This is a genomic window from Limimaricola sp. G21655-S1 (genome assembly GCF_027213785.1).
Classification (GTDB): domain Bacteria; phylum Pseudomonadota; class Alphaproteobacteria; order Rhodobacterales; family Rhodobacteraceae; genus Limimaricola.
On sequence record NZ_JAPWGO010000031.1, the window covers coordinates 1 to 23,117 of the forward strand.

21 protein-coding genes are annotated in these 23,117 nt (G+C 63.3%); 3 read left to right on the plus strand and 18 right to left on the minus strand.

Features of this window, described 5'->3' with window-relative positions; genetic code table 11:
• Positions 1 to 268 precede the first annotated feature (268 nt).
• Positions 269 to 1,213, plus strand: a complete 945-nt coding sequence (locus O4G76_RS18485; RefSeq protein WP_269398689.1) for a calcium-binding protein — start codon at positions 269 to 271, stop codon at positions 1,211 to 1,213.
• A 7-nt stretch (positions 1,214 to 1,220) separates the two neighbouring features.
• On the opposite strand, the gene O4G76_RS18490 is transcribed toward O4G76_RS18485, so the two are convergent.
• Positions 1,221 to 3,080: a calcium-binding protein gene (locus O4G76_RS18490; RefSeq protein WP_269398690.1), complete on the minus strand. Its 1,860-nt coding sequence runs from the start codon at positions 3,078 to 3,080 to the stop codon at positions 1,221 to 1,223.
• Between the two features lie 60 nt (positions 3,081 to 3,140).
• Positions 3,141 to 3,494, minus strand: coding sequence for a hypothetical protein (locus O4G76_RS18495; RefSeq protein WP_269398691.1), 354 nt, complete (start codon positions 3,492 to 3,494; stop codon positions 3,141 to 3,143).
• Between the two features lie 286 nt (positions 3,495 to 3,780).
• Between O4G76_RS18495 and O4G76_RS18500 the strand changes: the two genes are divergently transcribed.
• Complete coding sequence (locus O4G76_RS18500; protein WP_269398692.1) at positions 3,781 to 4,947, plus strand: nucleotide sugar dehydrogenase; 1,167 nt, start codon at positions 3,781 to 3,783, stop codon at positions 4,945 to 4,947.
• 60 nt (positions 4,948 to 5,007) lie between these two features.
• Here the strand turns inward: O4G76_RS18500 and O4G76_RS18505 are convergent, their stop codons facing one another.
• The 8 genes from O4G76_RS18505 to O4G76_RS18540 form a co-directional block, all read right to left on the minus strand.
• Positions 5,008 to 6,222, minus strand: a complete 1,215-nt coding sequence (locus tag O4G76_RS18505) for a hypothetical protein (RefSeq protein ID WP_269398693.1) — start codon at positions 6,220 to 6,222, stop codon at positions 5,008 to 5,010.
• Positions 6,223 to 6,303: 81 nt separating this feature from the next.
• On the minus strand, positions 6,304 to 8,151 hold the full coding sequence (locus O4G76_RS18510) for a glycosyl transferase (RefSeq protein WP_269398694.1): 1,848 nt from the start codon (positions 8,149 to 8,151) through the stop codon (positions 6,304 to 6,306).
• 71 nt (positions 8,152 to 8,222) lie between these two features.
• Complete coding sequence (locus O4G76_RS18515; protein WP_269398695.1) at positions 8,223 to 9,014, minus strand: ABC transporter permease; 792 nt, start codon at positions 9,012 to 9,014, stop codon at positions 8,223 to 8,225.
• Between the two features lie 37 nt (positions 9,015 to 9,051).
• Entirely contained in the window at positions 9,052 to 10,059 is a 1,008-nt protein-coding gene (locus tag O4G76_RS18520; protein ID WP_269398696.1) for a hypothetical protein, read from the minus strand.
• A 111-nt stretch (positions 10,060 to 10,170) separates the two neighbouring features.
• Entirely contained in the window at positions 10,171 to 11,886 is a 1,716-nt protein-coding gene (locus O4G76_RS18525) for a M10 family metallopeptidase C-terminal domain-containing protein (protein WP_269398697.1), read from the minus strand.
• A gap of 161 nt (positions 11,887 to 12,047) precedes the next feature.
• A complete protein-coding gene (locus tag O4G76_RS18530; protein WP_269398698.1) occupies positions 12,048 to 13,241 on the minus strand; it encodes a calcium-binding protein in 1,194 nt (397 codons plus the stop codon).
• Positions 13,242 to 13,260: 19 nt separating this feature from the next.
• Positions 13,261 to 13,713 carry a hypothetical protein gene (locus tag O4G76_RS18535; RefSeq protein WP_269398699.1) on the minus strand — a complete coding sequence of 151 codons (453 nt, stop codon included), beginning with the start codon at positions 13,711 to 13,713 and terminating at the stop codon, positions 13,261 to 13,263.
• 10 nt (positions 13,714 to 13,723) lie between these two features.
• Positions 13,724 to 14,968: a transposase gene (locus O4G76_RS18540; protein WP_269398700.1), complete on the minus strand. Its 1,245-nt coding sequence runs from the start codon at positions 14,966 to 14,968 to the stop codon at positions 13,724 to 13,726.
• Between the two features lie 36 nt (positions 14,969 to 15,004).
• On the opposite strand from O4G76_RS18540, the gene tnpA reads away from it, so the two are divergent.
• Entirely contained in the window at positions 15,005 to 15,454 is a 450-nt protein-coding gene (tnpA, locus tag O4G76_RS18545) for an IS200/IS605 family transposase (protein ID WP_269398701.1), read from the plus strand.
• A 238-nt stretch (positions 15,455 to 15,692) separates the two neighbouring features.
• Here tnpA and rfbA read toward each other — a convergent pair whose 3' ends face one another.
• From rfbA to O4G76_RS18585, 8 genes are all read right to left on the minus strand, one after another.
• Positions 15,693 to 16,574, minus strand: coding sequence for a glucose-1-phosphate thymidylyltransferase RfbA (rfbA, locus tag O4G76_RS18550; protein ID WP_269398702.1), 882 nt, complete (start codon positions 16,572 to 16,574; stop codon positions 15,693 to 15,695).
• Entirely contained in the window at positions 16,571 to 17,452 is an 882-nt protein-coding gene (gene rfbD / locus O4G76_RS18555; protein WP_269398703.1) for a dTDP-4-dehydrorhamnose reductase, read from the minus strand. Before rfbD ends, rfbA begins: the two co-directional genes overlap by 4 nt.
• Positions 17,452 to 18,507, minus strand: coding sequence for a dTDP-glucose 4,6-dehydratase (rfbB, locus tag O4G76_RS18560; protein ID WP_269398704.1), 1,056 nt, complete (start codon positions 18,505 to 18,507; stop codon positions 17,452 to 17,454). The genes rfbD and rfbB overlap by 1 nt, the downstream gene beginning before the upstream one ends.
• Entirely contained in the window at positions 18,504 to 19,094 is a 591-nt protein-coding gene (rfbC, locus tag O4G76_RS18565) for a dTDP-4-dehydrorhamnose 3,5-epimerase (RefSeq protein ID WP_269398705.1), read from the minus strand. Before rfbC ends, rfbB begins: the two co-directional genes overlap by 4 nt.
• A 96-nt stretch (positions 19,095 to 19,190) precedes the next feature.
• Positions 19,191 to 19,877 (minus strand): hypothetical protein, encoded by a 687-nt coding sequence (locus O4G76_RS18570; protein ID WP_269398706.1) that lies wholly within the window; start codon positions 19,875 to 19,877, stop codon positions 19,191 to 19,193.
• A 35-nt stretch (positions 19,878 to 19,912) separates the two neighbouring features.
• Positions 19,913 to 20,977, minus strand: coding sequence for a replication initiator protein A (locus O4G76_RS18575; RefSeq protein WP_269398707.1), 1,065 nt, complete (start codon positions 20,975 to 20,977; stop codon positions 19,913 to 19,915).
• A 708-nt stretch (positions 20,978 to 21,685) separates the two neighbouring features.
• Positions 21,686 to 22,582: an EamA family transporter RarD gene (rarD, locus tag O4G76_RS18580; RefSeq protein WP_269398708.1), complete on the minus strand. Its 897-nt coding sequence runs from the start codon at positions 22,580 to 22,582 to the stop codon at positions 21,686 to 21,688.
• A 244-nt stretch (positions 22,583 to 22,826) separates the two neighbouring features.
• The coding region (locus O4G76_RS18585) for a hypothetical protein (RefSeq protein ID WP_269398709.1) at positions 22,827 to 23,117 on the minus strand (291 nt) is incomplete at its 5' end.

The window sequence follows — 23,117 nt, forward strand, 5'->3', positions numbered from 1 at the left end:
TCGGCCATGCCACCATTGCAGCGAACTTCGTTATCTCGGTCCATCCGGCAATTTGGTGCATCTGCTACCTAAGACCGCAGGGACGGAATTCCATTTCGCCTCAAGGTTACAGATGCCAACATATCGCTCACCCGCCTTCCTTCTGTCCTTCAACGAGCACCTCATCGGGACGGGCGAATTAAAACTCAGCTTGCCGACGAGTAGCTTTGCCTACGAGTTGAGCGGGTCCTCACTTGGGCCCTTTCCCGAAGTTCAAGTTCCCGCGGACGTGACGCCCACCGCGATCTCCTTCGAGGGTGAATCGCTGGCGCATTACGCCGATATGGGCATATGGGCCTATCTTGGCGATATCAGCTGGGGAGCCGGGCGCGAGACGCGGATTCTGCTACTGGAGTTGGGCTACGAGACCGCGGGCGAAGGTGTGGACATCATGGTCCCGATCAGCGGCGACGTGATGCCCGATCTCGGCCGTGGCGGCATCGACCTGCTCGACGAGTTGCTGTGGGTCACGGACTACAACTTCGATGGCTCGATCCGGAAGGGTCCACTGGCCGAGGGGCGGAAGATCGATGCCGCCGATCTCTTCGTCGACGCGACGCGCGGCCGGGTGCGGCAGGGCGATGACGGGGCCGACAAGCTCCTTGGCAATCGTCGCGAAGATCTGCTGGTCGGCCAAGACGGCAACGACCTGCTCAAGGGCAAGGGCGGTGCCGACACGATGCTGGCCGGCGATGGCAATGACCGTCTCTTGGGCGGCAAGGGTAACGACGTGCTGTCGGGCTGGGCCGGACGCGATGTCCTGTCGGGGCAGGGGGGTGACGACCTGATCTTCGGCGGCAATGGCCGCGACCGCATCAAGGGCCAGAACGGCAATGACGAGATCTGGGCCGAAGACGGCAACGACCGGCTGATCGGCGGCCGTGGCAACGACCATCTCAATGGGGGCGGCGGATCCGACGACTTCGTCTTCGGCAAGAAGCATGGGGATGACACGATCTTCGATTTCGACACGGCGGAGGACCGGCTCGTGCTCGACGACAAGCTCTGGCGCGCCACGCTCGACGCCGAGACGGTGGTCGAACGGTTTGCCGAGGCCACCAAGGCCGGCACGCTTTTCGACTTCGGGCGCAAGGGCTCGGTCCTGCTCGAAGACGTGTCGATGGACACGCTGGCTGACCGGACGGCCCTGATCGAAGCAATCGAGATCGCCTAAGGCGTCTTCAGAGGAACTCAATCTGGTCGATCAAGCTGGCGGGGCGCGCCACATCCTCGACCCTGAGGGTGTCGCCCCCGCCGAAATCGAACAGCGTATCGGCCCCTCGTTTCTCAGCGAAATGCCCGACCACCTGGCGCGGCGAGAGATCGCCGCGCCATAGATCCATATCGAGCACGATCCGGTCGCGATCCTGCAAATCGATGATCCGATCTCGGCCCGTCTCGAACACGAAGCGATCCGGCCTGCTACCACCGGTAAGCCGGTCGGCCCCGGCACTCCCGCGCAGCTCATCTACCCCCTTGCCGCCGAACAGCTGATCCGCACCGCACCCACCGATCAATGCGTCATCGCCAGCACCACCGGCGAGGTGGTCGCTACCGGCCTCTCCCACGAGCCGGTCCGCATCTGCACCGCCCCCAAACGTGTCGTCCCCGGCGCCGCCTGACAGACGGTCCGCGCCGCCTTTCCCCTTAAGCTGATCTGCACCGGTTCCACCGAACAGCATGTCGGCCCCTGAGCCGCCATTGAGCCGGTCGGCACCGCCCTGTCCCTTGAGCAGGTCCGCGCCGGAGCCGCCTAGAAGCCTGTCAGAACCTTTGCCCCCCAGCAGACGATCATCACCGCCACGGCCCAGGAGCCTGTCGACTCCGCCACCACCCCAAAGTCGATCGTCGCCGTCTTTCCCGTCGAGCCGGTCATCCCCTGCGCCGCCGCGAAGGCGATCCGGCCCGGCCCCGTCATACGGCTCAAATAGGTCAGTTTCTTGCCGCTTCGCTTCCGCTTCGGCCTCGGCACGGGCCCTTTCGGCCTCGGTCACGCTGCGCGGCGGCTTCAGCGGTATCTCCGGGGCGGGCCCGGCCTCGCCCGCTACCGCCACTAGCGGCAGATGTGTGCCACCAATCAGCTCCGCCGTGGTCAGTAATGCCGGATCCGGGGCATGGCCGTCTGCACTCTGCAACAGCAGCGTTTCGCTCCCGTAGTCGAGCCGCAGCACCGCGCCCTCGACCCGCATTTCCAATTGCAAAACGTCCCGCAGCATTGGCCAAGCCGAGAGGTCGAGCCGGTCAACCCCTTGATCGAAATCGATGATCCTGTCGGTCCGGCCATCGGCATCGAGCACGAAGAGATCAGCGCCTGCCCCGCCCAAGAGCCTGTCGCTGCCGCCGCCGTCGCGCAGGATGTCGTCTCCCGCGCCGCCGGAAAGCGTTTCATCGGCAGCGCTCCCCAGCTGCAGGATCCCGCCGTGCAGGTCCAGTCGAAGACGTGTCACGCCGGGCTCGCTGGCAGAGGCGGCGAAGATGTCGATGCCGTCGCCTGCGCTCCGGACCGCGAGCGCGAGCGCCGAAATATCTGCGAGGCCCGACGCGATGCCATCGGCCAGATGTGCCAGCGCTACCAAGCGCCCACCCGGAAACAGCTCATGTACCGAAACGCCGTCATCCGCGCCGCCCGACACCACGAAGCCGCGCCCGCGATGGGTGAGGGTAGCGAGTGCCGTGACGCCGTCGAAACGACTGTCGCGATCGTCGATCAGGTGATCGGTAACGGCGAGGCTACCATCTGTGCCGATCCGCATCACGCTGAGCGAGCCACTGCCGGCGGCACCAAGAACGAGATAGCGTTCCTGGCCCAGGATCAGGCTCTCCATCGCAGTGGGAGCCGAGATCCATAGCCCCGCCTCGGTGCCGATCTCGGAACGGGATGTGAGCGTCCCGTCACGCCCGATCGAAAAGCTGGTGAGCACAGGCGCGGGGCCGTCGGTGGCAGCAAAGAGCAGGCTCTGACCGCCGATCTTGGCCGAGGCCAGCGCACTGTTGGTTTCCAGATGGGTCGCCGAACTGTCCGAAGTGATGCCGAAGGACAAGGCTACACCGCTATCGGAGAGGCGGAGCTGGGCGATGCCGGAGCGACCGGACAATCCGCCTTAGAGCATCTCTCCGCCCCCCAGCAGCGACATCATCTCCACATCCACTGGTGCCGAGAGACCCCATGTCGAAGCAGCCAGCGCCCGACCTGTACCGATTTCCCCGCTGTCCGATATCACATGCAGCCGTGCTGCGCCGGGACCGGTGGCGAGCAGCGCCGGACCCGAAGCGAGATCGAGCAGCGCCAGATCGGAAGCGGCTCCGGCCTGGCTCGCGCTTTCCATTTCGAGCCTGTGATGGGCATCGATACCGCGCCCCGCAACATCCCAGCTTTGAATCCGACCGCCGTCAGCGGTGATGGAATGGAGCAATTCGCTTTTCGGATCCGCCATGAGCGCGGTGATGCGCGGCACCGCTGCATCCCCAGCGCTGCGGCCGCGCGCCGTGAACTCCAGATTGGCCATTTCGCCTCCACCCCCAGAAGGTCGAAGACAACTGTGTCTTCTTCTCCCGCCAGCGAGCAGGTCGGAACAAGGCAGGGCAGGGGCTCTTGCGCCGCTTTAGGCTCGAATGCTCCGCAACTGTTTCGGCCCTCGGACGGTCGCTTCCCTCCCGCCACGAAACCTGAGAAGAGCAGGCCCTATCGGACACGCATCCGCTAATGCCGAGACAGCGGGCCGCCAGAGAAAGGGATGTCGCATGAAGATCGCAGTTGCAGGGCTTGGTTATGTCGGCCTGTCGAACGCGGCGCTGCTGGCACGCCATCATCCGGTGATCGCCGTGGACATCTCGGAATGGCGCGTTCGGATGGTCAACGAGCGCGAGGCGCCGATCGTCGATGCTGAACTGGAGCGCTGTTTTGCCGAGGACAGGCTAGACCTCAGCGCCACTGTGGATGCCAGCGAGGCCTATGCCCAAGCCGACTGGGTGATCGTCGCGACGCCGACCAATTATGATCCTGTAACCAACGCCTTCGACACTTCCTCGGTCGAAGCGGTGATCGCGCAGGTTCTAGCCGCCTCGAGCAGCGCGGTGATTGTCGTGAAATCAACGATACCGGTCGGCTTCGTGCGCGAGATGCGCGTGCGCTTCGCCACCGACCGGATCATCTTTTCGCCCGAGTTCCTGCGCGAGGGAAAGGCGCTGCACGACAACCTGCACCCCTCGCGCATCGTCGTCGGCGAACGTTCCGACCGCGGCCGCGCTTTTGCCGACCTGCTGGCGGAAGCGGCACTGAAGCCGGAAGTGCCGGTGTTGCTCACCGACCCGGACGAGGCCGAGGCGATCAAGCTCTTCGCCAACACCTACCTCGCCATGCGCGTAGCCTATTTCAACGAACTCGACAGCTACGCGATGAGCCGTGGCATGGACAGCCGTCAGATCATCGAAGGGGTGGGACATGACCCGCGCATCGGTGCGCATTATAACAACCCCTCCTTCGGCTATGGCGGCTACTGCCTGCCAAAGGACACCAAGCAGCTGCTGGCCAATTACAGTGAGGTACCGCAGAGCCTGATCCGCGCCATCGTCGACGCCAACGCTACCCGCAAGGACTTCCTCGCCGACCAAATCCTCGCACGCCGCCCGACGCGGGTCGGAGTCTACCGGCTGGTGATGAAGTCGGGCTCCGACAATTTCCGTGACAGCTCAATCCAAGGCATCATGAAGCGGATCAAGGCGAAGGGCGTCCCGGTGACGCTCTACGAGCCCGAACTCGCCGCCGACAGCTTCTTCAATTCACCAGTCGAGCGCGACCTCGAGCGGTTCAAGCGCGACTGCGACCTGATCCTCGCCAACCGCCGCGCGCCCGAACTCGACGACGTGGCAGAGAAGATCTTCACGCGGGATCTGTTCGGGAACGATTAGGTATTCGAAATCTTGGCCGGGCCTTCAACATAAGAGCTCTGCCCGCATGGCGTCGTACAATCAGGAAAGGCGGCGCCTAAGAGGCGAAAGCTTTCGACGAAGCCCTTGCGGCAGGCGACGAGCCAGCCTGTTCGCGAAAGGCGCGTTCGCCTCTTGCACCGCTATGCCGGATTTGCGCTTTCCCGCGCCGCCCTTGGCCTTGCGCTTACCGTCCGGATCCCACTGCTTAGCCCGCAGATGCTTGGGGCGCATCGCAGTCGACATCGTGTTGGGCGCAGCTGTGATCATCCGTGACAGAAGCTGCCCCAACCCATCGATCAGGCGCATCGCGTCCGGTCCGAAATAGCTTGTGGCCTCGATCGACTGTGCCGCCGCGAGCGCTTTCGAGGGCGCGGCTTCGAGCGACTTCGTCAGTGGAGCACCTTGGAAATAAAGCCGGTCCACCTCGGCAGCGTCATGCTGATAGGCATCGACCAGGGTTTTGGCGATGCTCCGGTGCAGCCGGGGTTTCTCCGCGCTCTCCGGACGCGGCAAAGCCGAGATCAACTGGGCAAGATTCCAGCCAAGAGACTTCTGCGCATCACGCAGCCGCGCCTGGTTCGGAAAACACGCATGGATGTGACGCAACGCCGCGAGATCAGCGGCGGTCAGGCTTTCATTGGCCCCCGCAATCGCTCGTGGTTTCACCGGATCTCCATGGAAAACGAAACTCAGAAAATCCTCAACCACATCGCCGCCCTGAAGCTCGGAGCGAATCATTGGACGCACTGTATAGGTATCGCCCCATTGCGCTTTCCATTTGGCAATGCGCGGTGCGTAGGTCAGCAGCTTGGTCTCAAGCAGGCGGTCATGCATCTCCTCGAGGCTGCCCGAGAACAGGCCTTGTTTGGAGCGTTCTGCATAAGTCGACACCAACCGTTCGGCGTGGGGCCGCAGATAGGTGATGAAACGGATGCGCCCCTGCCATTTCCCGAAATACTGCCGCACCGTTTCGGCAAAGAGATCGGGATCGCTAAACTCGAAAACTTCGGCTGAGATTACAGCGATATCGGCATCCGAACGCTCGAGTTCGCTCCTCAGGGTGCTCCATCGCTTCTTGGCGAATTTCCTGTCCTTGGATCGGTTGAGCGTATGCGCCAAGGGGATGTGATTGCTGCGCGTATTATAGAACAGGCTCTTCGAAGTTCCCGACCAAGCTTGCGCCACCAAGGTCTGCTGAATCGAGGTGGACCCGGTCTTGCTGTCGCCCAGATGAAATACGATCTCGCTTACCATGGATTCCTGCCTCGTTTGTCGCTTGGCGCCCCTCTTACGTGGCCGCTCATTTTTGAGAAAGTCAGATCCGGGCCTCAGGCGCTATTCAGCCGCAGCTCGCGTCATGTTCTTAGCGGGCGCGAAACGCGCCTCCCAAAAGGGCCGGGCGGCCATTTCGGTATAACCCGCGCGATGCGCCTCACGCAGTTCCGGATAGGCACGCCGCCAGCGCAGCGCCAGGGCAGTCGCGCGGCGCATGATGCGCGCGAAACGAATCTTGTCGTGGCACACCTCGTAGCCTCGCCGGCCCGTGCCATCATAGAACCGCGCCGCCCGCTGGCCCCAGATCGGCCAGATCAGCCCGCGCTCGCGCGCCGGGATCGCCGTTTCGCCGCCGAAGCGGGACCAGAGCGGGATCAGGTGACCGTTCAGCGTGAACTTCATTAGCTGGGTTTTGATCACGCCGGGGCGCGCGGGCTCGCCCGGACCTTGGGGTGCCACCTCGCGCCAGGCTTCGTTTCGTGCCAATGCCGAGATCTGGGGTCGACGCACCGACATGTCGGCGTTCTCGGCGAAGAAGCTGGGGCCGCGCATCACGTCCTCCCAAGCCTCGAGCTGCGCTTCGGCGCTATCGTAATGCATTCGCACCACCGAGCGCAGGATGAAACGCATCGCTACCTTGATCGTGCCCATCGGGCCGATCTCGAGACCGGGATGCACGAGGTGCTGGTGCAAATGGTTGCGCAGGTCGAGATAGAGGGTGAGCGGGCTTTCCTTGGCGGAGAAGTCCTCCTGGAACGACACCACGCCACTCAGCGTCACCGTGTCGAACCCGTGCGCGAGGCTGAACGAGATATCGTCGCCGCGCACGAAGAAGGGGAAGGGAAACGCGCGCGTCTCGGCGACGGGGAAGGCGAAGAACCACCAGCCGGCGTAGAAGCCGGGCGGCTTGGGCCGCGCGGCAGCAAGCTCCATCTCGGCCACCTCCTCGGGCTCACGCAGGTCGGTGCCGACGAATTGCGGGCGGCAGACTTGGTGGAAGACCGAGCCGTTCTCCCACATGCGCCACTTGCAGGCCTCGGACACCATGGCGCCTGAGACGGCGGCGCGGTCGGAGCGGGCGAGACGCAGGAAGGCGATGGTGCGGGTCAGGTTCTCCATCTGGAACGAGGCGTCGTCATCCATGAACAGGCAGTGCGAGAAGCCGCCATCCTGCGCCAGCGCCAGCCCGCGCGCAAAACCGCCGGCACCGCCTAAATTGGGATTCGCGATCCGGCTCACATGCGGGTGGTCGGGGATCGAAGCGGTGCCGCCATTGTCGATCACGTGCAGATGCACCCGTGCGCCAAGGCTTTCGCTCTCGCGGTCGAGAAAGGCAACCATGCGGGCGGCAGTTGCCGCCACCTCAGCCTCGCGCCGGAATGTAGTGATTGCGACGGCAAGAGAAATGTCGCGTGCTTCTTGAGTGTTGGTAACAAGATAGGCGCCGCCAGTCAGCACGGCCTTCTCCTGCGCCACCAGCCGCAGCTTCAGCAGGCCGTCCAACTCCGGCAAGCCTGTCCCGGGCGTACCACCGAGCGCTTGGGTCAGGTCGACCAGGATGCCTTCGGGCGCGAGCGTCACCAGCGTCTCGACCAGTATCTCGGCATCACCCGCCACGCGCTCTCGCGTGACCTGCAGCGCCACCTGCCCTTCGCCCTCAAGCCGTAGCGCCAGCCCCTCGAGGCGACAGGCACGGGTCCAGATCCCGAGGTTGAACAGCGTCATGTAGCCATCGAACTCGGCGGTACCGCCTTCGAGAAGGTGCACCCTCCCTGCTTCGAGATCGAGCGACACCCCGCTGTCGCGATGCAGGTAAAGCTCGCTTTCGCCGCAGATCGCGGGATCGGGCAGGATTAGGCTCTGCAGCAGGATGGGGGCAGGGCGGTCCTGTTCGACGGAGGAGGGCATGCTGGGTGTCCGGCTGTCGGGGAAAGGCTGGGGAGGTGTATGCGGAGCGGGGCGCGTCGAGGCAAGCGGTCTCAGTTCTCTAAGACCTGCTTGTGGTAACGGCGCAGGAAGACGAGGCCTAGCAGGATCAGCATGGCGCTGAGGCCGTAGCCATAACTGAAGGAAACGTAGGAGGCCTCATAGGTCGGGTAGAAGCCGCGCCGCATCTCACCTACGGCATGGAGGATCGGATTCCACCACAGGATCTCCTGAGCAAATTCGGGCATGTCCTCGTAAAGGAAGAAGACGCCAGAGGCGAGAAACAGCGGCGCTGTAACAATGCTCCAAAGATTGCTCCAGATTGGCACCAAACCGTTGAGAAGGCAGTTCATCAAACCGACCCCGAGCCCGATACAAGAGCTCATCAAGACCGCGTTGAGGATGTGCCCGATATCAAGCACGGCGCGCGTGTCGACGACGGACAGGATGCCTGTGAAGACAATGCAGCCTACGGTGACCTTGGTCAGCACCGCGAGGACCAACCGCGCGAGGATCGTGTCGATCCAAGTGACACGAGGGTAGGCCAAGAGCGATTTTGAGAAGCGCAGCGCGTTCGAGACTTTGCTTTGGATCTCGCCATAGCCGCTGAAGGGCAGGAAGCCAGTCGCATAGAACAGGATGAAACTGGTGCCGAGAGAGGGCGCGCGCAGCACGGCGGAGAAGGCAATCGACATGATCGCAAGCGCCCCGATCGGCTGCAGGATCGCCCAAGCATAGCCTCCCGGGGAGCGGCCATAGGTCGTGCCCATTTCGCGCAGCACCAGCGCAATGATGGCTCGGATCGCCTGAAAGCGCGGTGGCTCGAAAGCGGGAAGTGAGCTCATGACCTGTCCTCCGACCGGTTCTCGGGCAAGCCTGGTTTCAGTTCCTGTCCCCCATGGCAGCCGCTTCCTCGGTCCGGATCAGGGCCATGGCTCGCACGAAATCCGCCACGTAGTCCTGCATCACCGCGTAGCCCTCGGAAGGCAGCCGCATCTCTGCCAGCGGCGCATCGCGCGCTGGCAGAGGGTCGAGGAACAGGGTCTTGCGTTCGAAGTATCGCGCGGCCACCGCCATGTTACCTGCAGCGTAGAGGTCGAGGATGCGTAGCCGGGTGTCGGGATCCATCAGCAGGCTGCTCTGGCGACCGTGCTGCTTTGCACGTGTCTTGTCGACCTGAGCGCAGGCCCGTTCGAAGAACTTGCGCTGCTGCGGCTGAATTTCGTCTAGCGGCAGCACCCGCATGAACTCCGACATCGCGGGCGACATCGAGGTATTGGTGTGCGGTGCCGGCGCCAGGGTCGCGCGCTCGGTAAGGCCGATCCTGTCACAGAAGGCGGCTACGGGGCCGTCGGGCATCTGGGCCTTGTCGAAGGCGTAGACCAGCACGTTGTCGCGGCCGAACAGCTCCTCGACATGCCGCAGATAGGCGTCGTAGTGAATCCAGAAGAACTCTTCGCGCCGCGCCAGAAACTCAGGGAAGGTCAGATGCGCGAGGGTCGGGTTCCACTGCCACTTCACGTTCTGCAGGTACCAGCTTTCGAGCCAAAGATCCTGACGACGAAGTGCAAAGACGATCTTCACCTCGAAATACTCGCGGAACCGCGCCAGCACCGAAAGGTCGCGGCGCATGCAGATGTCCTCGTCGCTGAGCACCACGGAATGCAGCTCGTGTGCCTTGCCGTCGGCGCGCGCGGTGATGTCGGCTGCAACCTCGGCGACCTGCGCCTCTCCCGAGAAGAGCCGGTTCATCAGGGCAACGTGGCGGCCGGCATTGTAGGGGTGGAAATAGCCCAAGCGCTGCAGCTTCACGAAATTCGTCTGCAGGAACTTCTGGACCGAGGTCGTAGCCGTGCGATGCGCCCCGATATGGATGTAGAGTGTTCTCATGGATGCCGACTGCCGCTGAAACCCTTTGGCCCCCTCCTTGCATGACAGGGCCTCGGGGTCCAGCGGCGCGGCCCCGGCGTCGCGCCCGTGAGCGGAACGCCGGGGCTCGTCTTACACGATGACGAAGCTCTCGGCCGTGAGCTCGGTGCCGGCGAGATCTGCGAGCAGCAGCCGGTTGCCGTCGAAATTCAGTATCAGGTCACCATCCGCGGTGTCGCGGGCAAGTCCGGCCGCCGCCTCGGCGGTCAGATCCACCATCAGCGCGGCATCAAGTTCGATCCGGTCCTCTCCCAGAACGAAATCTCCCACTATCTCGGTGCCGTAGCCGAGGCCTAGAACAAAGACATCCGCGCCTGCGCCGCCAAACAGTTCGTCAGGGGATTCACCGCCATCGAGACGATCATCGCCATCGCCACCCTTGAGAAGGTCCAAACCGGCACCACCGAAAAGTTCGTCGTTGCCAGAGCCCCCCTCGAGCGTGTCGCCAGCTTCACCGCCATTAAGCAGATCGTTCCCGGCATCACCCTTGAGCACGTCGCTTTGGTCGCCGCCATACAGCTCGTCATTACCACCACCGCCGATCAGCGTGTCAGCGCCGGCCTCTCCCCAGAGCTTGTCCCGGCCGCCCTGACCATTGAGGATATCGGAATGGTCACCTCCCCAGATCTGGTCGCCGCCGCCATTGCCCAAAAGCTTGTCAGCGCCGGCATCACCCCAGAGCTTGTCCCGACCGCTCTGACCTTTCAGCAGATCGTCGTGGTCGCCGCCATACAGCGCATCTCTGCCGCCGCCGCCGAAAATCCGGTCCTTGCCGGCTTCGCCCAAAAGCCTGTCATTGCCGCCTAGGCCCTTGATAAGGTCGTCGCGGCCGCCGCCCCAGATCGCGTTTCCGGAGTCGTTGCCGATGATCTTGTCGATGCCGTCGCCCGACACGAAATCCTCGATAAGCGTGTCCTCGGCGATCAGCATGTTTTTCTTGAAGCTCAGCACGCTCGAGATGCGGCCAGGCCGCAGATCGACGGTCTGGTGCAGGCCGGTATGGCTGAAATCGATCCGGTCGTGGCCGCTGGCGTCCTCGATATAAAGCGTGATCGGTTGCAGGTCGTAGGCGTCCGATTTCTTGTAGTTGGCCATGCCGCGGAACATATCACCGAGATAGTTGTCGAGTTCGGAGCCGATGCCCCAGATGGTGTCGCCATCGGCATAGTGATCCTTGGGCGCGCCCCAGAGTTCGCGGATCGCCAGCAGATCGGCCTCCATCGGCATCACGTTGGAGGCTCGGCTGGCGTTGATGTTCGGGTTCTCGTCCTGGCCGAGATACGACATCACCGAGAGCTGCCAGCTGTCATTCTTGAAGATGGCGTCCTTGTAATCCGCGCTGGCATTATACGGGCCGGTATGGCCAAGGCCAAGCACGTGGCCGATTTCGTGCATGTATGTGCGGAAGGTGTAGCTATCGACGCCGCTGCCGTATTTCTCGACCCAGCCGGAAGAGACGTTGATCGTGGCCTTGGTGATCGTGCCGTCGCCATTGGCTTCCGTCTCGGCATGGGCGCCGCTGCGATGATCCACAAAGGTCAGACTGGCGCCGCGATTGACCAGCTTGAACTCGACGTCGGCGACGGACTCCCAAGCGTTCATCGCCCATTTTGCGAGTTGCTTCCCCTCGGTATTCAGACCGCCGATGTCGGCCTTGATCGGGCCGCGGACATCGGGGTCGAAGAAGGTATAGGGGATCTTCGTGCTCTCATTGTAACCGCCGAGAAGGTAGTCGGCGATGTCTTGGGCTTTGGCATTGCGAGGCAAGGGACGCTCCTGAAAGGACATGTGGCTCGGGCCCACATCTCCCTTGAGCGCGGCCCCGCGGGGTCATCGCACAATTAGGTGGCGAAAAAACGGCAGCCTTGCTCGACAAGCGCGTATCGCGGCCTAACTGTGGCGGTTAGGCCGCTAGCCCTCCGAGGCGTGCTCGCCCCGGAGGTTCGTCCTCAGGCGATAATGAAGCTCTCGGCCGAGAGGGTTTCGCCGCCAAGTCCTTCAAACATCAAGCGCCCGTTTTCTCCGAAGTTCCGAACCAGCTTGTCCTCGGCATTGGTGCGGGCCATCTGCGCCGCGCCCTGCGCGGTAAGGCCGGCCATCAGGTCGGCATGCAGTTCCACCCGGTCCTGGCCGATCTCGAAATCGGTGATCGGGTCGGTGCCATAGCCCGCGGCGAAGACGAAGATGTCCGCCCGGGCTCCGCCAGTCAGCGCATCGGGCGCCAGCCCGCCGTCGAGGCGGTCTTGCCCGGCATCGCCGAAGAGCCGGTCCATGCCGTCGCCGCCCCAAAGGCTGTCATTGCCGCGCTGCCCATGAAGCACGTCACCGATGGCGCCGCCGGAAAGGCTATCGGCACCACCGCCCCCGGACAGCCTGTCATTGCCGCCGCCTCCGAATAGTTTGTCAGTGCCGTCCTCGCCCCAGAGCTTGTCACGGCCGACCTGCCCCTTGAGAAGGTCGGCCTGATCGCCGCCTCGTATCCGGTCGTTGCCGGCATTCCCGAGAAGCCTGTCCGCACCGGCATCGCCCCAAAGCCTGTCATGACCGGCTGGGCCCTTCAGTAGATCGTCGTGGTCGCCACCGCGAAGCCTATCGGCCCCGGAACCGCCAAGGAGCTTGTCCTTGCCCGCCTCGCCCCAGAGTTTGTCATTGCCACCGCGCCCCTTGAGCATGTCGTCGCGTCCGCCGCCCCAGATCCCGTTGGCCACGGCATTCCCCGAAATTTTGTCGATGCCATTGCCAGAGACGAAATCCTCGATCAGCGTATCTTCGGAAAACAAAAAGTTGTTGCGTTGTTCGCCCAGCACGCTGGAGACAGAGCCGGGACGCAAATCGACGGTCTGGTGCAGCCCCGCATGGCTGAAATCGATCCGGTCGCGGCCACCGTGATCCTCAATGTAGAAGGTAATCGGCTGCAGGTCGTAAGCATCCGATTTCTTGTGAGTGGCCATGCCGCGGAACATGTCGCCGAGATAGTTGTCGAGCTTCGAACCAATACCCCACACGGTGTCGCCATCGGCATAATGCTCTTCCGGCACGCCCCAGATCTCGCGGATCGCGATCAGGTCGGCCTGCATTGGCATCACGTTGGCGCCACGGCTAGCATCGATGTTCGGATTTTCGTCCTGGCCGAGATAGGACATTACCGAGAGTTACCAGCTATCATTCTCGAAGATGGCGTCGTGCATGGCCATTGTAGGGGCCGGCATGGCCGAGACTGAGCACGTGTCCGACCTCGTGTAGGTATGTGCGGAAGGTAAAGCTGTCGACACCGGCGCCGTACTTGTCGATCCAGTTGGAAGAGACGTTGATTTTGGCCTCTGTGAGGGTGCCATCGGCATTAGCCTTGGTCTTGGCATGGGCGCCGCTTCGGTGATCCACAAAGGTCAGATCAGCGGCGTTCCGGACCACCTTGAATTCAACATCCGCAACAGACTCCCAAGCATCCATCGCCCCTCTGGCGAGTTGTTTTCCTTCAGCATTGAGACCGCCGATATCGGCCTTGATAGGACCGCGGGCATTGGGGTCGAAGTAGGTGTAGGGGATGTTTGCACTGTCGTTGTAACCGCCAGCAAGATAGTCGGCGATGTCATGAGGGGTCGCTTCGCGAGGCAAGAGGCTCTCCTTAACATCTTCCCCCGGCTAAAGCCGGAGGATTTTCGGAGGCCGCGAGGCCTCTTCCAGTTCTCGCTTCCCCGGAGAGCCAATGCCCTTCCTCCACGAGCATAGACGCCGTGTTCCGGCGCAGAATGTTGATCGCAGCGTTGTGGTCGGCATGTGCGCGGTGGCCGCATGTGGTGCAGGCGAAAGCGGCTTGGCTCTTGCGGCTCTCCCTGTCCACGGCTCCGCAGGACGAACACGTCTGCGAGGTATGCCGGGGGTCCACCTTGCATAGGTATCCCCCGCGTTCTTCGAGCTTGTAGGCCACGAGGGTCTCGAAGCTATGCCACCCCTGTTCGAGGATGGCGCGGTTCAAACCCGCCTTGGCCCGGACGTTCTTGCCCGGCGCATCGGCGGTTCCCGCAGCGCTTCGCGTCATGTTCTTCGTTTTGAGGTCCTCAAGGACGACCGTGCCAAAGCGGCGGGCCAGATCAAGCGTTACCCGGTGCTGCCAGTCCCGCCGGATGCGTCCTGCGCGTGCGGAGATGCGCGCCACGCGGCGCAGAGCTTTCAACCGGCGGACAGACCCGCGCTTCCGGCGGGCTACGACCCGCTGGGCTTTCCGCTTTTTGCGGTCGAGCAGGCGCAGCTTGCCGGGGATGTTCAGGGCCTCGCCGCTCGACAGCATCAAGGAGCAGGTCACGCCACGGTCGATCCCCACCGAGGGCAGGCTGTTGACAGGAGGCTCGTGCTCGATCTCGTTGGCGAAGGAGATGTGCCAGCCGGTCGGGTCGAGCGACAGCGTGGCGTTCATCGTTCGGCCTCGCATGGGTCGTGTATCGCGGAACTTCACCCATCCGATCTTCGGGACGCGAACGGCGGACCACTTCCGGTTCAACCGCGTCACAGCGATCTCGCGCCCTTGGAAGCGGAAGCCATCATGGACGCCACGCTTGCGCGGGGAGGGGTAGCCCGCACGCCCGGCGAAGAAGCTGGCGTAGGCCGTTTCCAGATCGCGGAGCGCCTGCTGCTGGGGCGTCACATGGACGGCAGCGATCCAGTCGAAAGCCTTCCGCAGCGCGGTTAATTCCCGCGCTTGAGCGATGTAGTTCAAACGCTCCCCGGTTGTTCGGCGGTAATGCCGCCACCAGTCCCGGCGCTGCTCCAAGGCAAGGTTGTAGACCAGCCGCACCACGCCCGAGAACTGCCGGAGCTGTTCTTCCTGCACCGGGGTCGGCGCGAGCTTGTATCGGAAGGCGCGGTGGATCATGGTTCCATAGAAACATTTGGTCTATGGGAGTCAAGCATGGATTATCGCACTGGAAGACATGTAGTTTACAACCTTTATGTCCACTTGGTCTTTGTTACGAAATACCGGAGGGACGTGCTGTCAGAACCAGCCATCGACGCCCTGCGGCCTATCTTCTTCAAGGTCTGCCGGGACTTTGAGGCCGCGCTGGTCGAATGCGACGGCGAGGACGATCACGTCCACCTCCTCATCACCTACCCGCCGAAGGTTTCGCTCTCGAAGCTGGTCAACAGCCTCAAGGGCGTGTCCAGCCGCCGCCTTCGGGAGGAGCGCCCAGAGGTCACGGGACGGTATCATCAGGGCGCCCTCTGGTCCCCGTCATACTTCGCCGCTTCGTGCGGAGGTGCCCCGCTGTCGGTCATCGCCGACTATGTAAAATCACAAAGAGAAGCGGCCAAAGGCCGCTCTCACATTCCTCCCCGCCCTAAAGGACGGGGTATCCAGTAAGGAAATTCAGATGAGGCTTGGGAAATTTCGGCCGCAGCCTCAGGGGCCGCCAGCAGCGGGCGACCTTCCTTCACAATCAGGCGGCGAAAACGTGACGAAACTGAACAGATACGCGTGTTCCCGCTCAAGCTGAGCGAGTGAGGGGACAATATGCGCGGAGCAATTGGCTTCTAAGGAGGCCATTTTCAAGCAACTACAAGGCGCAGTTGCGTCGATTCACTTATCTGATTTTCTGGCTCTAGTGGTTTGAAAGACCGTTGAGAAACCGGCCATAGCTGCTCTTGCCGAACAAGCTTACGCGTTCCCGCAGCCCTTCCCGATCGATCCAGCCTTGATTGTAGGCGATCTCGTCGGGGCTACCAGTCTGCAGTCCCTGTCGGTCCTGCAACGTGCGCACGAAGTTCCCTGCATCAAGCAGAGAGCCATGGGTGCCGGTGTCGAGCCAAGCATAGCCGCGTCCCATCTTCTCGACTCTAAGCAAGTCCTGGGCGAGATAGTCCTCGAGCAGGGTCGCAATCTCTAGCTCGCCGCGCGCCGAAGGCCTGACGCGTCGCGCGCGCTCAGACGCGGAGGCGTCGAGGAAATAGAGCCCGGTAACCGCGTAATTCGAGGGCGGCAGCTTTGGTTTCTCGACGATCGCGCGGGCTCGTCCCTCAGGGGTGAAATCCACTACGCCATACCGCTCGGGATCGGCAACGTGGTAGCCGAACACCGTGCCGCCCCGGCTCCTCGCATCGGCCTGCGCCAAAATCTCGGGCAACCCATGGCCAAAGAAGATGTTATCACCCAGCACCATCGCCGACGGTGAGCCCGCGAGGAATTCCTCGGCCAGGATATAGGCCTGCGCCAGCCCGTCCGGGCTCGGCTGTTCGATATAAGTGAGCGAAACGCCCCATTGGCAGCCATCGCCCAGGAGGCGCCAAAACTGATCCTGATCTTGCGGCGTGGTGATCACTGCGATCTCGCGGATGCCAGCCAGCATCAGCACCGAGAGCGGATAGTAGATCATTGGCTTGTCATAGATCGGCAGCAGCTGCTTCGAAACGCCCATGGTGATCGGGTAGAGTCGGGAGCCCGTGCCCCCAGCGAGGATGATGCCCTTGCGGCGGATCGCTGTCATGGTCTGGCTTCCAGTTCGGTGAGGACGCGGTCGAGCGCGGGGCGCCAGTCGGGGCGGGTGAGACCGAACACGGCCTCCGTGCTGCGACAGTCGAGCCGCGAATTCAGCGGTCGCGTCGCTGGGGTGGGGTAGTCGCTGCTGGGAATTTCCTCGATCCGGCAATCGAGCCCGGCCTGCGCCATGATCTCGCTCGCGAAGCCCGCCCAGCTGATGTCTGGTACACCCGAGAAATGGTAGATGCCGCTCCTGCCTGGATCGGCGGCGAGCGTCTCGGCGATGGTCACGCAGGCCCGCGCAAGGGCCGCGGCCGGGGTCGGCCCGCCAACCTGATCCGCTACTATGCGCAGGGCGTCGCGCTCGGCCCCCAGCCGCAACATAGTCTTTACGAAGTTCGCACCATGCGCTGAGAATACCCACGAGGTACGCAGTATCGCCCAACCGGCGGGGTTCGCGGCCCCTGCCACGCCTTCCTCGCCCACAAGCTTGCTACGGCCATAGGCGCCGAGCGGCGCCGTGGCTGCGTCGGGCGCAAAGGGGCTCTCGCCCGCGCCGTCGAAGACGTAGTCGGTCGAGATCTGTACGAAGGGCAGGCCCGCCTCGGCCGCCAGCCGGGCGATGCCGGCGGGTGCGTCGGCGTTGAGCGCCTGCGCCACGTCCTCCTGTGCCTCGGCCGCGTCCACGCCGGTCCAGGCGGCGGCGTTGATCACCGCCTCGGGGCGGAATGCCTCCAGCACGCGGCGCACCGCCCCCATGGCGGCCTCGGGCTGCGACAGGTCGGCCTCGTCGCGGCCCAGGCAGCGGATCTCGTGGCCCTCGCCCGACAGGCGAGCCAGCTCGGTCGCGACCTGTCCCAAGCGGCCGAGAACCAGCAGCCGCATCACGCCGCCCCCCGGCCAGTGCCGAGGCGCTGGCCCATGCCGTCGCGCGCCTGCAGCGGCCGCCACCAGGCCTCGTTGTCGAGATACCACTGCACGGTACGCCGCAGCCCTTCCTCGACCGTCACCGAGGGCCGCCAGCCCAGCTCCTCGCGGATGCGGGTGGGGTCTATCGCATAGCGCGTGTCGTGGCCGGGCCGGTCGGCGACGAAGGTGATCTGGTCGGCATAGGGCGCGGCAGCGGGGCGCAGCTCATCGAGGATCGCGCAGAGCGTACGGACCAGTTCCAGATTGGTGCGCTCGTTCTCGCCGCCGATGTTGTAGCTGCGGCCGAGCGCGCCCTTCTCTAGCACGGTGAGCAGCGCGTCGGCGTGATCTTCGACATAGAGCCAGTCTCGGATGTTTTCGCCCTTGCCGTAGATCGGCAGCGGCTTGCCTGCGAGCGCGTTGAGGATCACCACTGGCACCAGCTTCTCAGGGAAGTGGTAGGGGCCATAGTTGTTCGAGCAGTTGGTGAGCACCACCGGCAGGCCGTAGGTCTCATGCCAGACGCGCACCAAGTGGTCCGAGGCGGCCTTGGAGGCCGAGTAGGGCGAGTGCGGGTCGTAGGGTGTGTCTTCGGTGAACTTGATCTCAGGGTCAGCGGGCAGCGAGCCGAAGACCTCGTCGGTCGAGATGTGGTGGAAGCGGAAGGCTTCGGGCCGACCCGCATGCACCCGCCAGGCGCGCGCCGCCTCGAGCATGTTATAGGTGCCGGTGATATTGGTCTCAATGAAATCGCCGGGCCCGTCGATCGAGCGGTCGACATGGCTCTCGGCCGCGAGATGCATTACCGCGTCGGGGGCATGTTTGGCGAAGATCCAGTCGAGCGCGGCCCGGTCGCGGATGTCGGCCTGTTCGAAGGCGTAGAGCGGGCTATCGGCCACGGGTGCCACGTTGTCGAGGCAGGCAGCATAGGTCAGCGCGTCGAGATTGACGACTTGGTAGCCTCGCGCGACGGCGAGCCGCACCACGGCCGAACCGATGAACCCCGCGCCGCCGGTGACAAGAATCTTCATCGCGCCACCTCCCAAGGCAGCGGCCCCTCATAGGTGAAGGGGCTGTCGATCTCCGAAAGCCATGGCGCGCCTGCGTCCCTGTCCGACACCACCGGCGTGGTGCCCTCCAGCAGCCCCCAGTCGATGCCGATCCTAGGGTCGTTCCAGCGGATCGCGCCCTCGGTTTCCGGCGCGTAGTAGTCCGAGCATTTGTAGACGATTTCCGCTTGGGGCGTCAGCGTGACGAAGCCATGCGCGAAGCCCGCCGGGATCAGCATCTGTCGGGCATTCTCGAAGCTCAACTCGGCCGCGACCCAGCGACCATAGCCCGGGCTGCCGCGCCGGATGTCGACGGCAACGTCGAGAAACGCGCCGTGGCCACACCGGACCAGCTTGTCCTGCGCGTGCGGCGGTGCCTGGAAATGCAATCCCCGGATCGTTCCAGCCGCTTCCGAGAGCGAATGGTTGTCCTGCACGAAATCGATCCCGATCCCCGCCTCGGCCATTCGCAGGCGGTTGTAGCTCTCGGCAAAAAAACCGCGGTGATCCCCGTAGCGGCGCGGGGTAAGTATCAGCACGCCGGGAAGTGCAGTAGGTTCGATCTGCAAAAGTGCCTCGGGTCAAAGGGGTTTTGCGCGAAGCCTACCAGCAGGATAGGGCAGTTTCACGGCTCGTTTGTGGAGCTATCCTACCCTCCTGCGCTCTCACCCCTCTTTCTCAGCAAGGGAGAGCACAAACGGACCACTGCGCGCATCGATCTGCCGCAGTTGCCATGTCGCGGCGGTAGCATCGTAGTGTAGCTCGACCGAGAGTTTTGAGATGCCCAGTGGCTCTAAGTAGCCGGGTCCGTCAATCACGCGGTAACTGGCCCGGCAAGTGATACGGCCAGCGTCGTGGCGCTCCTCCTGAGTGTCGAGCAGGCCGATCCGGCGGCCGTCATAGATGCGCAAGTCAGTGGGGCAGCCATTCACCTCCATGAGCTGACCGAAGGCGCTCACCGGGTCGTTCACCGGGCCGCTAACGGCGCTCACTGCGGTGAAGGAAGTGCGCTCCTCCTGCGGCGCGAGCGAGACCTCGCGCAGCCGCCCCCCCTCGGTCGTCATCGTCAGGTCGCGCGACTTGCGGGTGGAGCGGGTGCGGCCCGAATGGCGGGCCAGTGCGCCGGAGGTGACGGTGCGGCCGGCATAGCTGCCGTCGAACACGCCGAGCGGCGTGCTGTCGAGGAGCAGCGTTAGATCGCGAGTGCCGCCCGAGACCGCATGGATGATCCGGCCGAGCCGGCTGCCGCCGAGCATGACCTCGAAAGCGTCCTGCCCTGCCGAAACGGGCAGGGGCGCAAGCAGGCCGAGCGCGAGGCCGAGGCCGGCAAGGGAGCGAAAGGGCAGGTGCATGAAGGATCCTCGAAACGGCAGGCGTAGGAGAGGGGTCAGATCAGTCGGTCGCGCCGGTTGCGGCAGAAGCCCAGGAAGGCGGCAGCCGCGTCGCGCGGGGACTCGGTCACCCAGTCACGCCATTCGCGCTCGACCGCAGCGATATCGATGCCAGGTAGGAGGGCACGGGCCTCGTCGCGAACCGCCTCGGAGAGCGGCGGCAGGGCCGGGTTCTCGATCTCGGGCGTCACCGTGCCGCGATTGCGGAACACCACCATGTCGCTCTCGTCGTCATAGGCAACGTGGTAGTCCGGCAGGTGATCGCTTTGCGCCATCTCCTTCATCGTATGACGAAAGCGCTTGAGCTCGGAGCGGGCGCCGGTGCGCATCAGGAGCTTCTCCAGCCCGATCTGCCAACGGGGCTGTGAGCCGCAGAGCTTGCGGGCGATCTCGTAGACACGGCGTTCGATCGGCTTGCGCAGGCGGAAATAGTCGCGGTGCAGCGTCAGCACCGATTTGCGGCGGATCGAGTTGTAGACCCATTCGGAGAGCTGGATCTCGGCATGCATGATCCGGCCCGTTTCCTCGTCGCCCTTGCGCACCACGGTGGCGCGCTCGACGAGGTGGAACCAGCCGCGCGCTTCCTCCTCGCTCAGTGGCAGGTCGCCGCCGCCCGAACGGGTGGTGATGTTGGTCTTGATCACCGTGCCCATCAGTCGATCGAGGGCCTCGCAGAAAGCGTCGTAATCCTTGCCGCCGGTGCCGCGGTTCACGAAGATCAGCAGGTCGCGCGGGTTGAAACGCAGCACCCGGTCGACCTTTTCGCCGCGGTTCAGCTTGTTCATGATCTGGCTGACCGCGTAGATCAGGATGTCCTTGTCGTAGATCGTCGCCTGGCCCTTGGCCGAGGGGATGATCTCGACCCAGTTCGGCCCGTGCTCGTAGCGTCGGATCGACATGTCGGGCTTCTTCGACAGCGCGTAGAAGGGGTGCTCCATCGAAGGCACGAGATCCTTCAGAACGGCTTCCGCTACGTCGCAGATGCTGTAGTCGATCTGCGGATGGCGCTCGGGCAGCAGATGATCGATGGAGGCGCCGAATTCCTGCGTGGTCTCTTGCATGCCGGTCTCCCTCGACGAGGCGGACCGAGGAGGACGCGCCTGCTTTTCCTCCCGGATTCGTGGAATCGGGAACCCCGGGCGCAAAGAGACCCGTTCACATTCGGGGTATCGGGGACGTGCAGGAAATTCAACCCATGATTTGATGCTTCCCTTCGGGGAAACAGGAACATGGTTTCCTTTGGCAAAAAGGCGCTTCCGAGCCCCATTTCGAATCGATTCGGGGTATCCGGAACGTCGATTCACGGCTCTTCAGTCAAGTCAATGGATTCGGGGTATCGAGAACGATTATCCGCTTTACCGCTTCTCAGCCTTCCCAAAGGAAGGGCTTGGTGCAGCGTTTCGCAGTCGCGGGTGGGGACCCATCTAAAGTGTTATATAGTGTTATATAGTGTTACGGGCCTGAAAACGCCTTATAAAACTTTGGTTTTACTAGTTAATTCCAATGCCTCGGTTCCTAATGTCCGCATTCTGGTTCCTGATGTCCGTGTTTTGGTTCCTAATGTCCGCAATCAGAGACTTGGTTTTGCACAGGATATACACAGACTTATCCACATGTGCTTAGGGTGGTTCCTAATCTCCGCGAAGCTGGTATCGGTTCCCGATGTCCGCGTTCCGGTTCCCGATGTCCGCGAAAAGTGGTTCCTAATGTCCGCAAAGCGCTGGTTCCCGATCTCCGCGGTCGGGGTTCCCGAGGTCCGCGTTCTGGGGTCAGGCGGCCTTCCGACGCTTCGGGCGGCGCAGCATCGATCCGGTGTAGAGCACCAGCGCCAGCCAGATCATCGGGAAGGCAACGCGCCGTGCCATGTCGAACTCTTCTCCGAAGACCAGAACCGCGGTGAGAAAGATCATCGTGGGCGCGATGTATTGCAGGATGCCGATGGTGGAGAGGCGCAGCAGCTTGGCGCCGTTGGCATAGATCAGCAGCGGCACAGCCGTGACCGCGCCGCAGCCCAGGAGCAGCCAGACGTCGCGCCTCGTGCCGCCGATGAAATGCCCTTCGCCCTGCATCGCAAGCCATCCGAGATAGGCCAGGGCTGGCGCCAGCAGGATCAGCACCTCGAGCAGGAAGCCCTGGTTCGGGCCGATCGGCAGCGCCTTCTTGAAGAAGGCATAGGCGCCCCAGCTTGCGGTGAGGCCGAGTGCCACCACCGGGACCTCTCCCGAGGCCAGCGTCAGGATCAGCACTGCCGCGGCTGCCAGGGCGATCGCTACCAGCTGCAGCCGGTTCAGCCGTTCCCCTAAGAGCACCGCGCCGAGGAACACGGAGAAGATCGGGTTGATGTAATACCCCAACGCGGCGTCGAGCGCGTGACCCGCTGCGATCGACCAGACATAGATGCCCCAGTTCACCGAGATCAGCGCTGCGGTGATCATCGCCATGCCAAGCATGCGCGGGTTGCGCAGCGCGAGCTTCAGATCGGAGGTCCTGCGCGTGGCCCAGAGCACCAGCCCGGCGATGGGGATCGACCACAGCACCCGGTGCGCCACCACCTCGGCCGGCGGGATATGCGCCAGCGCCTTCATGTAGAGCGGCAGCACGCCCCACATCAGATAGGCCGTAGTGGCCAGCACGAAGCCGCGCGGGCTGTCCTCGTTCGCTTGCATGACGCATCCTCTCCTCGATGCGTCAGCAGTTGCGCGTTGCCGGGACGGGGGCAAGAGCGCAGGTCATGCTCGCTTTTTGAGCAGTGAAAGAGAGCCCCGTACGGCTTACCCTGGGTCGTGCAAAGTTTTTCGAAAAAACCGCTTGCGGCCCTCCGCCCCTATCCGTAGAAGGCCCCTCACCGGCGGCGCAGCGATGCACTGACGGTCACGAAATTCCGAAGGGGGCTGGGCGGCGCGCCGGACGTTAGGGCGCGGTTGTTTGGTTTTCTTCCTGCTCTTTGACATCGCAGATATCTGAAGAGATATGCGGGCGGCTTGGTTCAGTTCGATGGATCAACGTCTGTGTATCGCGCCGGTAGGGGCTTGCCCCGATGACCGGTGTCAGCTTCACCGTTTGACGGACTTTCGGTTTCTGATGAAACCTGGAAGCACGGTCAGACGGATGACTGTCCCATCCTAGCCGGATGGGACGATGTGCAGAGGTTCGAACGTCAAGGATAACCGAGCAATCGGTTTTCAACTTGAGAGTTTGATC